At 43.4% G+C, this 13,539-nt stretch carries 7 protein-coding genes, 16 tRNA genes and 3 rRNA genes; 23 read left to right on the top strand and 3 right to left on the bottom strand.

Annotation, left to right across the window (positions count from 1 at the left end):
- Nucleotides 1-299: 299 nt before the first annotated feature.
- Both QUF91_RS23950 and QUF91_RS23945 read right to left on the bottom strand, forming a co-directional pair.
- The gene (locus tag QUF91_RS23950) at nt 300-1,388 is read right to left on the bottom strand and encodes an FUSC family protein (protein ID WP_285398018.1); all 1,089 of its coding nucleotides are present in this window, start codon (nt 1,386-1,388) and stop codon (nt 300-302) included.
- A gap of 233 nt (nt 1,389-1,621) precedes the next feature.
- Complete coding sequence (locus QUF91_RS23945; protein ID WP_285398019.1) at nt 1,622-2,908, bottom strand: glutamate-1-semialdehyde 2,1-aminomutase; 1,287 nt, start codon at nt 2,906-2,908, stop codon at nt 1,622-1,624.
- A 131-nt stretch (nt 2,909-3,039) separates the two neighbouring features.
- On the opposite strand from QUF91_RS23945, the gene bcp reads away from it, so the two are divergent.
- The 3 genes from bcp (at nt 3,040) to perR (ending at nt 5,024) form a co-directional block, all read left to right on the top strand.
- Complete coding sequence (gene bcp / locus QUF91_RS23940; protein ID WP_289419594.1) at nt 3,040-3,516, top strand: thioredoxin-dependent thiol peroxidase; 477 nt, start codon at nt 3,040-3,042, stop codon at nt 3,514-3,516.
- Nucleotides 3,513-4,457 (top strand): D-2-hydroxyacid dehydrogenase, encoded by a 945-nt coding sequence (locus QUF91_RS23935; protein ID WP_289419593.1) that lies wholly within the window; start codon nt 3,513-3,515, stop codon nt 4,455-4,457. The genes bcp and QUF91_RS23935 overlap by 4 nt, the downstream gene beginning before the upstream one ends.
- A 123-nt stretch (nt 4,458-4,580) precedes the next feature.
- Nucleotides 4,581-5,024 (top strand): peroxide-responsive transcriptional repressor PerR, encoded by a 444-nt coding sequence (perR, locus tag QUF91_RS23930; RefSeq protein ID WP_285398022.1) that lies wholly within the window; start codon nt 4,581-4,583, stop codon nt 5,022-5,024.
- Nucleotides 5,025-5,048: 24 nt separating this feature from the next.
- Here the strand turns inward: perR and QUF91_RS23925 are convergent, their stop codons facing one another.
- On the bottom strand, nt 5,049-5,399 hold the full coding sequence (locus QUF91_RS23925) for a YgzB family protein (RefSeq protein WP_285398023.1): 351 nt from the start codon (nt 5,397-5,399) through the stop codon (nt 5,049-5,051).
- Between the two features lie 310 nt (nt 5,400-5,709).
- Here QUF91_RS23925 and QUF91_RS23920 point away from each other — a divergent pair, with 310 nt between their 5' ends.
- The 20 genes from QUF91_RS23920 to QUF91_RS23825 all read left to right on the top strand — a co-directional run bounded on the left by QUF91_RS23920 (nt 5,710) and on the right by QUF91_RS23825 (nt 13,352).
- Entirely contained in the window at nt 5,710-6,594 is an 885-nt protein-coding gene (locus QUF91_RS23920; RefSeq protein ID WP_289419589.1) for a nucleotidyltransferase-like protein, read from the top strand.
- A gap of 358 nt (nt 6,595-6,952) precedes the next feature.
- Nucleotides 6,953-8,504 (top strand): 16S ribosomal RNA (locus QUF91_RS23915).
- A 181-nt stretch (nt 8,505-8,685) separates the two neighbouring features.
- Nucleotides 8,686-11,613: ribosomal RNA gene (locus QUF91_RS23910) — 23S ribosomal RNA — on the top strand.
- A gap of 115 nt (nt 11,614-11,728) precedes the next feature.
- A 5S ribosomal RNA gene (gene rrf / locus QUF91_RS23905) occupies nt 11,729-11,844 on the top strand.
- The 16S, 23S and 5S rRNA genes sit together here with 16 tRNA genes alongside, the layout of an rRNA operon.
- A 16-nt stretch (nt 11,845-11,860) precedes the next feature.
- Nucleotides 11,861-11,937 (top strand) — tRNA-Asn (locus QUF91_RS23900).
- 5 nt (nt 11,938-11,942) lie between these two features.
- Nucleotides 11,943-12,034, top strand: a tRNA-Ser gene (locus QUF91_RS23895).
- A 30-nt stretch (nt 12,035-12,064) separates the two neighbouring features.
- A tRNA-Glu gene (locus tag QUF91_RS23890) sits at nt 12,065-12,139 on the top strand.
- A 14-nt stretch (nt 12,140-12,153) separates the two neighbouring features.
- Nucleotides 12,154-12,229 (top strand) — tRNA-Val (locus tag QUF91_RS23885).
- Between the two features lie 25 nt (nt 12,230-12,254).
- Nucleotides 12,255-12,329: transfer RNA gene (locus tag QUF91_RS23880), tRNA-Met, on the top strand.
- A gap of 4 nt (nt 12,330-12,333) precedes the next feature.
- Nucleotides 12,334-12,409, top strand: a tRNA-Asp gene (locus QUF91_RS23875).
- A 15-nt stretch (nt 12,410-12,424) separates the two neighbouring features.
- Nucleotides 12,425-12,500: transfer RNA gene (locus tag QUF91_RS23870), tRNA-Phe, on the top strand.
- A 9-nt stretch (nt 12,501-12,509) separates the two neighbouring features.
- A tRNA-Thr gene (locus QUF91_RS23865) sits at nt 12,510-12,585 on the top strand.
- A 10-nt stretch (nt 12,586-12,595) separates the two neighbouring features.
- A tRNA-Tyr gene (locus QUF91_RS23860) sits at nt 12,596-12,679 on the top strand.
- A 13-nt stretch (nt 12,680-12,692) separates the two neighbouring features.
- Nucleotides 12,693-12,766 (top strand) — tRNA-Trp (locus QUF91_RS23855).
- A gap of 16 nt (nt 12,767-12,782) precedes the next feature.
- A tRNA-His gene (locus QUF91_RS23850) sits at nt 12,783-12,858 on the top strand.
- A gap of 32 nt (nt 12,859-12,890) precedes the next feature.
- A tRNA-His gene (locus QUF91_RS23845) sits at nt 12,891-12,966 on the top strand.
- A 19-nt stretch (nt 12,967-12,985) separates the two neighbouring features.
- A tRNA-Gln gene (locus QUF91_RS23840) sits at nt 12,986-13,060 on the top strand.
- A 7-nt stretch (nt 13,061-13,067) separates the two neighbouring features.
- Nucleotides 13,068-13,142 (top strand) — tRNA-Gly (locus tag QUF91_RS23835).
- 8 nt (nt 13,143-13,150) lie between these two features.
- Nucleotides 13,151-13,224, top strand: a tRNA-Cys gene (locus QUF91_RS23830).
- A gap of 47 nt (nt 13,225-13,271) precedes the next feature.
- Nucleotides 13,272-13,352, top strand: a tRNA-Leu gene (locus QUF91_RS23825).
- Nucleotides 13,353-13,539 lie beyond the last annotated feature (187 nt).

The raw sequence follows: 13,539 nt of genomic DNA, 5'->3' as shown, positions 1-13,539 counted from the left end.
CTTTAGGGGGGCTTATTCACTAAAAGATGCTGATGCTTAAGAGCATGTTGTTTAGGGGAAAATAGGATTGTTTTGAGCGATAAAAGGATTTTTTTGTTACTATTTTGCTAATATATTTCCATTTTAACTGATTGTAGCGTAGGTCTACTCGACTCCCGCGACAAAGCGAGTAGCACGTAGCGGAAATCAGAGCCTTCTAATTAATAAGGATGGACAAAATGGTTAATCAACACACCTGTTGCAGTATATCAAATTTAAAAAACGACAGAATGGTATAATCCAATCTATCGTTTTTTTAGTTAAATAAATTCCTCTTCAAATTCCACATTGATTTCATGACCATGATGAGTCTGATACGACACGATGAGCGTATCTAAATGTTCTAGGTTTTCTTCGTAATCTAAAATACGCGATAAAATATAAAGCAAGTGATAGCTTGAGAATTCTGTATCGCCTTCATCATGTGCATACGTTATTTGTTTGATAAATATTTCCATCAACTCATTGCGCTGAACATAATCGATGTTTTTACTCCACTCTGAATGTTCGGGCTTTAATTTCCCTGTATATTTTAACAATAGCTGCTCATGGTAAGTCAGCAGGAAATCAAGTCGCTCTTGAATCATTAAATGAAATTGTGTCGGTAGCTGTGCTAATTCATTTTCATGATTATGAAGACGCTGAAGCAGCTCCAAGCTTTTCTTTGACGTTGTGATCATTTGACGATAAACAACTAATTTACGTGCTTTTACATACTTTTTATTTTTTAAATAATTACGTTCTTCCTTATAAAAATCATACAGTGTATCAACTCGTTGCATACGATCCTTAAATTTGCTTAATGCTCCTTTTGTTGATGTATGTTCAGATGCCTGACGTACAGCAAGTCTCGTCCAGCGAATTATATCATCCTGTAAAAAGTAAATCTTACGGAAAAGCTTTACTTCGTATTTTGGTGGTAGGAAGAATAGGTTGACAACAAATGCTGCTAACACTCCAACTAAAATGGTAATAAAGCGAATAAGGCCAAATGTAATGAAGTCATCACCCTGAATCTCCATAATTGCTACAACTGTGACAAGTGCTAGAGACAACGATTTTTCAAGTTTAAATTTTAACATTAAGCCAATAGCAGTAATGACGGCAATGCCAACTGCTACTACATGGTGACCAAAAAGTAAGCCGAAAATGACCGCGATGGTAGCTCCTATAATATTTGCCTGTACTTGCTCAACTATCGTTTGATAGGAGCGATAAATAGATGGCTGAATCGCAAAAATAGCTGCAATTCCGGCAAAAACAGGTGAAGGTAACTCTAACAACTCAGCAATAAATAGGGCGAACACAATGGCAACACCAGTTTTAAATACACGGGCACCTAATTTCATAGAAAGTGGATGTCCTTTCTGTCTAAAATTTTTAACTTCTTTCAGCGGGACACAATTATGCTAAGGCATAATTAATGCTTCTTTACATTATAGAAGGAAGTGTTCATAAAATACATAGATTTGTATGTCATTTAAATGAAAAAAGACGACTCTTAGAAGAGCCGCCTTACTAATTTATGATTGTCGCTAATTTAAATAACTGTTGAACAGATGTTTTTTATGCGATTACATAATTACAATTGAGAAAATGCATGATCTACTGCTTTAATTGTTTCAAGAATATCTGCCTCTGTATGTTCTGTTGTTAAGAACCATGCTTCATATTTCGATGGTGCTAAATTAACTCCTTGTTCAAGCATTAATTTAAAGAAGCGGCCAAAGATTTCACCGTCTGAGTTTTCAGCCTGCTCATAGTTTTCTACTGTCACATCTGTAAAGTAAATTGTAAGAGCCCCTTTAAGACGATTAAGAGTAATTGTTACATCATGTTTTTTCGCAGCAGCCAAGATCCCTTCCTCTAAAATGCCTCCGAGACGGTCCATTTCATCATAAATACCTGGCGTTTGTAATACTTCTAGGCAGGCAATACCAGCTTGCATAGATGCAGGGTTTCCAGCCATTGTACCTGCTTGGTAGGCAGGACCAAGTGGAGCAACTGTGTCCATAATTTCTTTGCGACCACCATATGCACCAATAGGTAAACCACCACCGATTACTTTACCAAGTGCAGTAAGGTCTGGTGTTAAGCCTAATAAGTTTTGAGCGCCACCATAGTGGAAGCGGAATGCAGTAATAACTTCATCGTAAATCGTTAATGCACCTTTTTCCTTTGCTGTTGCATGAACTAATTCTAAGAAGCCAGGGTTAGGCTCTACGATACCGAAGTTTCCAACGATAGGCTCTATTAAAATGGCAGCAATTTGATCGCCCCATTTATCCATAGCTTCCGTAAATGCTTTAGGGTTGTTAAATGGTACAGTAATAACTTCCTCTGCTGTTGAAGTTGTAACACCTGCTGAGTCTGGTGTTCCTAATGTTGCAGGACCAGAACCAGCAGCTACTAATACTAAGTCAAAGTGACCGTGATAACAGCCAGCAAACTTCATAACTTTTGTACGACCAGTATAAGCACGAGCGACACGAATTGTTGTCATGACAGCTTCTGTACCAGAGTTGTTAAAGCGTACCTTATCCATAGATGGGATTGCTTCTTTTAGCATTTTAGCAAAAGTAACTTCGTATTCTGTTGGTGTACCAAATAAAGTGCCATTCTCCGCTGCGTTTGTAATTGCTTTTGCGATATGCGGGTGACCGTGACCAGTAACGATTGGACCGTAAGCTGCTAGATAGTCGATGTAGCGGTTGCCATCAACATCCCAAAAATAAGCTCCTTTTCCACGAGCCATTGCTACCGGTGAACCTCCACCAACTGCCTTATAAGAACGAGAAGGGCTATTTACACCACCAACGATGTGTTGTAGCGCTTCTGCGTGTACTGCCTCAGATTTTGTGTGATTCATATATATTGCCTCCTAAATCTTTATACTTCATCTATTGTAGACCTATCAGTGCAAGAAATCCAAAGAAATTAAGGGATATGACTTGTTTTGTTACTTGGAGTAAAATAAAACATACAGAGGAGGAGATTGATATGGCTTTAATAGAAGGAAAAAAAGCACCAGATTTTTCCCTTGTGAATGAAACAGGAGAAAGAGTAACGTTAGCGGATTTCAAAGGACAACATGTTATTTTATATTTTTATCCTAAAGATATGACGCCGGGTTGTACTACGGAGGCTTGCGACTTCCGTGATAAGCATGAGGATTTTAGTAAATTAAATGTAGTTGTACTTGGAATTAGTCCTGACGATGTGAAAAAGCATGTCAAATTTATAGATAAGCATGGATTACCATTTTCACTATTAGTGGATGAGGACCATGCAGTGGCAGAGGCGTATGGAGTATGGGTACTGAAAAAGATGTATGGACGCGAATATATGGGTATAGAACGTTCGACATTTTTAATTGATGCAGAAGGAAATCTTATAAAGGCTTGGCGTAAAGTACGTGTGAAAAATCATATTGAAGATGTGTATACATATTTAGCAGAATGGGGGGTAACGCAATGAGAATTTATTTTACGTTTGAACCAAGACCAGACTTACGTGAGCCACTAATAGCAGAATTTCTGCAAGTTGATTTTATTTTTGAAAATGGTTTATCAAACGATGAACTACAAAAAGCAGATGTGCTTGTAACCTATGGTGAAGATTTAACTGATGAAAATATTCAGTATGCAACAAATGTTAAGTGGATTTTTGTAGCTTCAGCGGGGGTAGAAAAAATGCCAGCTCAAGCCATTGTTGAACGAGGGATTTTAGTTTCAAATGTGCGTGGCATTCATAAAACACCAATGGCAGAATCGATGCTCGCCCATATTTTAGGGATTAAGCGTGCACTGCCTTGGATCTATGAGCAGCAGCAGAAAAGTGAATGGTCAAAAAAAGCGAAACAAACCGAGTTACGTGATAGTACAGCGCTTATTTTAGGACCAGGAGCTATCGGCTCGGAAGTAGGTCGTTTATTGCAAGCTTTTGGTGTTGCGACGATTGGCTGTAACCGTTCAGGTAAGGAAGCGGCTTATATGAATGACATGGTGAGCTTTGATCGATTAATAGAAGTTTTACCAAAGGCTGATATTGTCATTTCTGTATTACCTAAAACAGCAGAGACTACACATTTATTGAAAGAAGAACATTTTAAAGCGATGAAAAATGATGCTATGTTCATGAATTTTGGACGCGGAAACTTAGTAGAGGAAAACGTTCTGGTTCATGCGATTCAATCGGGTGAAATTGGTTATGCTGTTTTAGATGTATTTGAACAAGAGCCTTTAGCAACGGATCATCCATTATGGACTTTACCAAATGTAATTGTATCCCCACATATTTCAAGCCACTCATCGCGATATGTTGAACGTAGCTTAGAAATCTTTAAGCCAAGTTTAAAGAAGTGGCTGCGTGGTGAAACAGACTTAGAAAATGTAATGGATTTATCAAGAGGTTATTGAGGTACCATAAAAAGAAGTTATTTAAACTGAAATGTGTGTGAATGTTGACAGAAGTAAGCTTAATTCGATACACTATTTATAACAATTATCAATTAATAATATTTATGAAAGAGGTGCATGACGATGTCTGCAACGCATTTACAGGATGCACTTGACACGTTAAAAACAACTGGTGTACGAATTACTCCTCAGCGTCATGCTATTTTGGAATATTTAATTCAAACAATGGCACATCCAACTGCCGATGAAATTTATAAAGCACTTGAAGGGAAATTCCCAAATATGAGCGTAGCGACTGTCTATAATAACCTTCGCGTATTTCGTGAAGTTGGTCTAGTGAAAGAATTAACTTATGGTGATGCTTCAAGTCGCTTCGATTTTGTTACAAATGATCATTATCATATGATTTGTGAATGCTGTGGGAAAATAGTCGACTTCCATTATCCTGGTCTCGACGAAATAGAACAATTTGCATCACAAGTAACAGGCTTTGATGTGCATTCGCATCGTTTAGAGATTTACGGCACTTGTCCATCGTGTAAAGATGTATCTACAAAGGTACAATAAAAAATCCTAGCTCTTATATGAGGGCTAGGATTTTTTTGTCTTATTATAAGATTGGTCGAACTCTTTTCCTTCTAGAGTTGGATCCAGCGTTAAAGGTTCATTGCAGTACATACACATATCTACACGACCTAATATTTTTGTGTGCTTATTGCAATTAGGACATGCTACCTGAACGGCTCGTGCTGAGAGAAGTCCGATCCATGCATATACGACTGTACTCCCAATAATACAAAGTACACCAAGGGACATGAAAATTAATACTAGAATAGGATAGTTTTTAAAGAAGATTCCCCCATACATAACTACAAAGCCGATAAAAATAAGTGCTAATGCGAATGAACGAATCTTATTAATTTTACTTTTGTAAGGTTTCATTTATCATCTTGCCTCCCAATCTAAAATCTACTATAACATATAAGAACAAAGTATTTTAGCTTTGTAAGCATGGAAAGAAGGAATACTTTTAGAGTATGTCGAAATTTTAACGAAATCGATTTCGCCTTGGCGTAATTGTAGCTGACGCGTTGCTTTCGCTACAGAAAACATTTGTTGTTGCTGTCGCTACGCTTTCGCACAGAGAAAACATTTGATGCTGTCGTTTCACTTTCGCACAGAAAACATTTGTAGCTGTCGTTGTGCTTTCGCGACAGATAAAAGGTCATAAGCAAATAGAGGAGGACTGAACATGGAGCAAGTTTTACGTTCAATTTACCAGGAACGTGCAAGTCAGTCGAATACATTAGGCGTTATTTTAGTGGAAAAACGTGAGGAACAAAGTAATGTTACAGATACATTTGATACAATCTTACTGATTATTGTAAAAGAAGCAGAAAAGCCAGTCTTTACGAAACATTACTTATATGAAGGAAATAAAGTAGCTTTACATACTGTTACTGAGAAAATGATACGAAAGTGGTTACTTATTGGCTCAAATAAAAAAGTGGTCGATTGGATTTTCTTTGGTAGAGTATTATTCGATCGTAATGAATTTCTTCATAAATTAAAAATTGAATTACAGGAGTTTCCGTTTAGCGGTCGTAAAATCAAAACGGGTATTCAATTTTCAAAGTTAATTCGACGTTACTTAGAAGGAAAAGAGTACTTTGAAAAGGGGAGTTATCTAGATGCTTATAATCATGTAGTAGATTCATTACATCATTTAGGTCGTTTATCGATTATTGATAGTGGACTTTATCCGGAAGTAACTGTTTGGGCACAAGTGAAAAAAATAGAACCAGCGATTTATAAATTATACGAGGAGCTCGTTATGAGTAATGAGCCGATAGAAAAACGATTAGAGCTATTGTTTTTAGCAAGTGAGTTTTTAATACATTCGCGTACTAGAGACGGCGCTCAACATATTTTAGAAGTAATGCAAGCAAAAGAAACTTGGACAATCCAGGAATTGCACGATCATGAGGAGCTCATGAACTACTCAGTTGATTTAGAAGTGTTTATAGAATACTTAGTGGATAAAGGCTATATTCAAATAGAACCTATCGTTGCGAAAAGCGACATGATATTCCACCGTCATTACAAGGCAAATAAAGAAGCTCTAGAAATGGAGTAGGGACTGTAGTATGCTAGTAATCGAGGTATAAAAAAATACCTCGATATTTTTTTTTGAAAAAGTTGTTGACGATTAATATATCGGTATTGTATTATATTAATTATCGCTAAGACATAACGAAAACTCAATGAAATGTTTGAAAAAAACTTTTTTGAAAAAGTTGTTGACACGAATTGAGTGGGATGTTAATATAAAGAAGTCGCTGAAAACAAGCGATAATAAAATGAACCTTGAAAACTGAACAAGCAAAACGTAATCAATAAAGTTTTTAGTAGCTAACCTTGAGTTGGTGAACGAAACAAAATTTTGGACATCAAACATGATGCCAGCAAAACAATTTGAGCTAATCAAATTTCTTTTTATGGAGAGTTTGATCCTGGCTCAGGACGAACGCTGGCGGCGTGCCTAATACATGCAAGTCGAGCGAACAGAGAAGGAGCTTGCTCCTTTGACGTTAGCGGCGGACGGGTGAGTAACACGTGGGCAACCTACCTTATAGTTTGGGATAACTCCGGGAAACCGGGGCTAATACCGAATAATCTGTTTTACCTCATGGTGAAACACTGAAAGACGGTTTCGGCTGTCGCTATAAGATGGGCCCGCGGCGCATTAGCTAGTTGGTGAGGTAACGGCTCACCAAGGCGACGATGCGTAGCCGACCTGAGAGGGTGATCGGCCACACTGGGACTGAGACACGGCCCAGACTCCTACGGGAGGCAGCAGTAGGGAATCTTCCACAATGGGCGAAAGCCTGATGGAGCAACGCCGCGTGAGTGAAGAAGGTTTTCGGATCGTAAAACTCTGTTGTAAGGGAAGAACAAGTACAGTAGTAACTGGCTGTACCTTGACGGTACCTTATTAGAAAGCCACGGCTAACTACGTGCCAGCAGCCGCGGTAATACGTAGGTGGCAAGCGTTGTCCGGAATTATTGGGCGTAAAGCGCGCGCAGGCGGTCCTTTAAGTCTGATGTGAAAGCCCACGGCTCAACCGTGGAGGGTCATTGGAAACTGGGGGACTTGAGTGCAGAAGAGGAAAGTGGAATTCCAAGTGTAGCGGTGAAATGCGTAGAGATTTGGAGGAACACCAGTGGCGAAGGCGACTTTCTGGTCTGTAACTGACGCTGAGGCGCGAAAGCGTGGGGAGCAAACAGGATTAGATACCCTGGTAGTCCACGCCGTAAACGATGAGTGCTAAGTGTTAGGGGGTTTCCGCCCCTTAGTGCTGCAGCTAACGCATTAAGCACTCCGCCTGGGGAGTACGGTCGCAAGACTGAAACTCAAAGGAATTGACGGGGGCCCGCACAAGCGGTGGAGCATGTGGTTTAATTCGAAGCAACGCGAAGAACCTTACCAGGTCTTGACATCCCGTTGACCACTGTAGAGATATGGTTTTCCCTTCGGGGACAACGGTGACAGGTGGTGCATGGTTGTCGTCAGCTCGTGTCGTGAGATGTTGGGTTAAGTCCCGCAACGAGCGCAACCCTTGATCTTAGTTGCCATCATTTAGTTGGGCACTCTAAGGTGACTGCCGGTGACAAACCGGAGGAAGGTGGGGATGACGTCAAATCATCATGCCCCTTATGACCTGGGCTACACACGTGCTACAATGGACGATACAAACGGTTGCCAACTCGCGAGAGGGAGCTAATCCGATAAAGTCGTTCTCAGTTCGGATTGTAGGCTGCAACTCGCCTACATGAAGCCGGAATCGCTAGTAATCGCGGATCAGCATGCCGCGGTGAATACGTTCCCGGGCCTTGTACACACCGCCCGTCACACCACGAGAGTTTGTAACACCCGAAGTCGGTGGGGTAACCTTTTGGAGCCAGCCGCCGAAGGTGGGATAGATGATTGGGGTGAAGTCGTAACAAGGTAGCCGTATCGGAAGGTGCGGCTGGATCACCTCCTTTCTAAGGATATTTTCGGAATACAAACCTAGGGTTTGTAAGATTACGTTTTGCGTTCAGTTTTGAAGGTTCATTCTTACGAATGAAACACTTCAAAACTTGTTCTTTGAAAACTGGATAAAACGACATTGAAATTGTAACAAACACATTAATTTTTTAAGTTTTTTTATAGGCTTAATAACTTGGTTAAGTTATTAAGGGCGCACGGCGAATGCCTTGGCACTAGGAGCCGAAGAAGGACGGCACTAACACCGATATGCTTCGGGGAGCTGTAAGTGAGCTTTGATCCGGAGATTTCCGAATGGGGGAACCCACTACGTTTAATCGCGTAGTATCTTGACGTGAATTCATAGCGTCTTGAAGGCAGACCCAGGGAACTGAAACATCTAAGTACCTGGAGGAAGAGAAAGAAAAATCGATTCCCTGAGTAGCGGCGAGCGAAACGGGAAGAGCCCAAACCAAGAGGCTTGCCTCTTGGGGTTGTAGGACACTCTATACGGAGTTACAAAAGAGCGAGTTAGATGAAGCGACTTGGAAAGGTCCGCCAGAGCAGGTAAAAGCCCTGTAGTCGAAAGTTCGTTCTCTCCTGAGTGGATCCTGAGTACGGCGGAACACGTGAAATTCCGTCGGAATCCGGGAGGACCATCTCCCAAGGCTAAATACTACCTAGTGACCGATAGTGAACCAGTACCGTGAGGGAAAGGTGAAAAGCACCCCGGAAGGGGAGTGAAAGAGATCCTGAAACCGTGTGCCTACAAGTAGTTAGAGCCCGTTAATGGGTGATAGCGTGCCTTTTGTAGAATGAACCGGCGAGTTACGATTACGTGCGAGGTTAAGCTTTAGAAGGCGGAGCCGCAGCGAAAGCGAGTCTGAATAGGGCGAATTAGTACGTGGTCGTAGACCCGAAACCAGGTGATCTACCCATGTCCAGGGTGAAGGTGAGGTAACACTTACTGGAGGCCCGAACCCACGCACGTTGAAAAGTGCGGGGATGAGGTGTGGGTAGCGGAGAAATTCCAATCGAACTTGGAGATAGCTGGTTCTCTCCGAAATAGCTTTAGGGCTAGCCTCGTGATGAGAATACTGGAGGTAGAGCACTGTTTGGACTAGGGGGCCATCCCGGTTTACCGAATTCAGACAAACTCCGAATGCCAGATATTTATACACGGGAGTCAGACTGCGAGTGATAAGATCCGTAGTCAAAAGGGAAACAGCCCAGACCACCAGCTAAGGTCCCAAAGTAATCGTTAAGTGGAAAAGGATGTGGCGTTGCACAGACAACCAGGATGTTGGCTTAGAAGCAGCCATCATTTAAAGAGTGCGTAATAGCTCACTGGTCGAGTGACGCTGCGCCGAAAATGTATCGGGGCTAAACGATTCACCGAAGCTGTGGATTGACATCTATGATGTCAGTGGTAGGAGAGCGTTCTAAGTGCGTTGAAGTCAGATCGGAAGGACTGGTGGAGCGCTTAGAAGTGAGAATGCCGGTATGAGTAGCGAAAGACGGGTGAGAATCCCGTCCACCGTATGACTAAGGTTTCCTGAGGAAGGCTCGTCCGCTCAGGGTTAGTCGGGACCTAAGCCGAGGCCGATAGGCGTAGGCGATGGACAACAGGTTGATATTCCTGTACCACCTCCTCACCGTTTGAGAAATGGGGGGACGCAGTAGGATAGGGTAAGCGCGCCGTTGGTTGTGCGCGTCCAAGCAGTAAGGCGTGTGTGTAGGCAAATCCGCACACTGTAACGTTGAGCTGTGATGGCGAGTCCGTATGGACGAAGTTCCTGATTTCACACTGCCAAGAAAAGCCTCTATCGAGGTGAGAGGTGCCCGTACCGCAAACCGACACAGGTAGTCGAGGAGAGAATCCTAAGGTGTGCGAGAGAACTCTCGTTAAGGAACTCGGCAAAATGACCCCGTAACTTCGGGAGAAGGGGTGCTCTTGAGCGTGCAAGCGCATGAGAGCCGCAGTGAATAGGCCCAGGCGACTGTTTAGCAAAAACACAGGTCTCTGCAAAACCGTAAGGTGACGTATAGGGGCTGACGCCTGCCCGGTGCTGGAAGGTTAAGAGGAGTGGTTAGCGCAAGCGAAGCTGCGAATTGAAGCCCCAGTAAACGGCGGCCGTAACTATAACGGTCCTAAGGTAGCGAAATTCCTTGTCGGGTAAGTTCCGACCCGCACGAAAGGCGTAACGATCTGGGCACTGTCTCAACGAGAGACTCGGTGAAATTATAGTACCTGTGAAGATGCAGGTTACCCGCGACAGGACGGAAAGACCCCGTGGAGCTTTACTGTAGCCTGATATTGAATTTTGGTACAACTTGTACAGGATAGGTAGGAGCCAGAGATCTCGGAGCGCCAGCTTCGAAGGAGGCGTCGGTGGGATACTACCCTGGTTGTATTGAAATTCTAACCCATGCCCCTTAGCGGGGTAGGAGACAGTGTCAGGCGGACAGTTTGACTGGGGCGGTCGCCTCCTAAAAGGTAACGGAGGCGCCCAAAGGTTCCCTCAGAATGGTTGGAAATCATTCGTAGAGTGTAAAGGCACAAGGGAGCTTGACTGCGAGACCTACAAGTCGAGCAGGGTCGAAAGACGGGCTTAGTGATCCGGTGGTTCCGCATGGAAGGGCCATCGCTCAACGGATAAAAGCTACCCCGGGGATAACAGGCTTATCTCCCCCAAGAGTCCACATCGACGGGGAGGTTTGGCACCTCGATGTCGGCTCATCGCATCCTGGGGCTGTAGTCGGTCCCAAGGGTTGGGCTGTTCGCCCATTAAAGCGGTACGCGAGCTGGGTTCAGAACGTCGTGAGACAGTTCGGTCCCTATCCGTCGTGGGCGTAGGAAATTTGAGAGGAGCTGTCCTTAGTACGAGAGGACCGGGATGGACACACCGCTGGTGTACCAGTTGTCTTGCCAAAGGCATCGCTGGGTAGCTATGTGTGGACGGGATAAGTGCTGAAAGCATCTAAGCATGAAGCCCCCCTCAAGATGAGATTTCCCATTACGCAAGTAAGTAAGATCCCTCAAAGACGATGAGGTAGATAGGTTCGAGGTGGAAGTGTGGTGACACATGGAGCTGACGAATACTAATCGATCGAGGACTTAACCACAATGTTTGAAACATTCAATGCACCGTTTATCCAGTTTTGAAAGAATAAAAACTATTAAAAATATGCTTGTAATTTTAATAAGATATGTTATAATAAGTATTGTCTTTTAAAATAGTCTAGTGATGATGGCAAAGAGGTCACACCCGTTCCCATACCGAACACGGAAGTTAAGCTCTTTAGCGCCGATGGTAGTTGGGGGCTTCCCCCTGTGAGAGTAGGACGTCGCTAGGCTATATGATAAAATTATTCCGAAGTAGCTCAGTTGGTAGTAGCACCTGACTGTTAATCAGGTTGTCGCAGGTTCGAGTCCTGCCTTCGGAGCCATTCTTGGAGAGTTGTCCGAGTGGCCGAAGGAGCACGATTGGAAATCGTGTAGGCGGTTAACACTGTCTCAAGGGTTCAAATCCCTTACTCTCCGCCAGCACTTTAAGGATTTTTTATTCCAAACGAAGGCCCCTTGGTCAAGTGGTTAAGACACCGCCCTTTCACGGCGGTAACACGGGTTCGAATCCCGTAGGGGTCACCATTTAATACCCAGATGGAGGATTAGCTCAGCTGGGAGAGCATCTGCCTTACAAGCAGAGGGTCGGCGGTTCGAGCCCGTCATCCTCCACCATTATTTAAATAAATCACCTTATTATCGCGGGGTGGAGCAGTGGTAGCTCGTCGGGCTCATAACCCGAAGGTCGTTGGTTCAAATCCGGCCCCCGCAACCAAAATGGTCCCGTGGTGTAGCGGTTAACATGCCTGCCTGTCACGCAGGAGATCGCCGGTTCGATCCCGGTCGGGACCGCCATTTTTTAAAAAATATGGGTCAGTAGCTCAGTTGGTAGAGCATTAGATTGAAGCTCTAAGTGTCGGCGGTTCGATTCCGTCCTGACCCACCATATTTTTTTGCCGGTGTAGCTCAGTTGGTAGAGCAACTGACTTGTAATCAGTAGGTCGTGGGTTCGACTCCTATCGCCGGCACCATGACTTTTCCGGAGGGGTAGCGAAGTGGCTAAACGCGGCGGACTGTAAATCCGCTCCTTAGGGTTCGGCGGTTCGAATCCGTCCCCCTCCACCAGTTTTTTATTCATAGGGGCATAGTTTAACGGTAGAATAGAGGTCTCCAAAACCTTTGATGTGGGTTCGATTCCTACTGCCCCTGCCAATTAATTAATTTCATGGCGGTTGTGGCGAAGTGGTTAACGCACCTGATTGTGGTTCAGGCATTCGTGGGTTCGATTCCCATCAGTCGCCCCATTTAATTTAAAATAATAAAATATAATAATATGGCGGTTGTGGCGAAGTGGTTAACGCACCTGATTGTGGTTCAGGCATTCGTGGGTTCGATTCCCATCAGTCGCCCCATTTATATATATTTAACTTTTGGGGTATAGCCAAGCGGTAAGGCAACGGATTTTGATTCCGTCACGCCCTGGTTCGAATCCAGGTACCCCAGCCATTTTTTTGCGGAAGTAGTTCAGTGGTAGAACACCACCTTGCCAAGGTGGGGGTCGCGAGTTCGAACCTCGTCTTCCGCTCCAAATATTAAGGCGGCATAGCCAAGTGGTAAGGCACAGGTCTGCAACACCTTTATCACCGGTTCAAATCCGGTTGCCGCCTCCATAATTTCTTACTTAATCGGTTTATCCGATTTTTTTTATCTCCATTGTGCCGGTGTGGCGGAATTGGCAGACGCGCACGACTCAAAATCGTGTTCCTTTGGAGTGTCGGTTCGACCCCGACCACCGGTATCAAAAACAACCCCGAGATGTTGATTTCTCGGGGTTTTCTTTTTCTATGTGCCAAATTTGTGCCAAATCTTTATTAACTTTACTCTTCATCTGTAACAGGTGTCGATTTGAAGTAATGTTGTATTGTTTATAAGAAAGTCATACCTTTGATAAAAATGGTCAACCGGAATTAAAAATTTCGGTTTTT

Source organism: Lysinibacillus sp. G4S2, from assembly GCF_030348505.1.
Taxonomy (GTDB): domain Bacteria; phylum Bacillota; class Bacilli; order Bacillales_A; family Planococcaceae; genus Lysinibacillus.
This window is presented reverse-complemented; position numbering and strand designations above follow the sequence as displayed.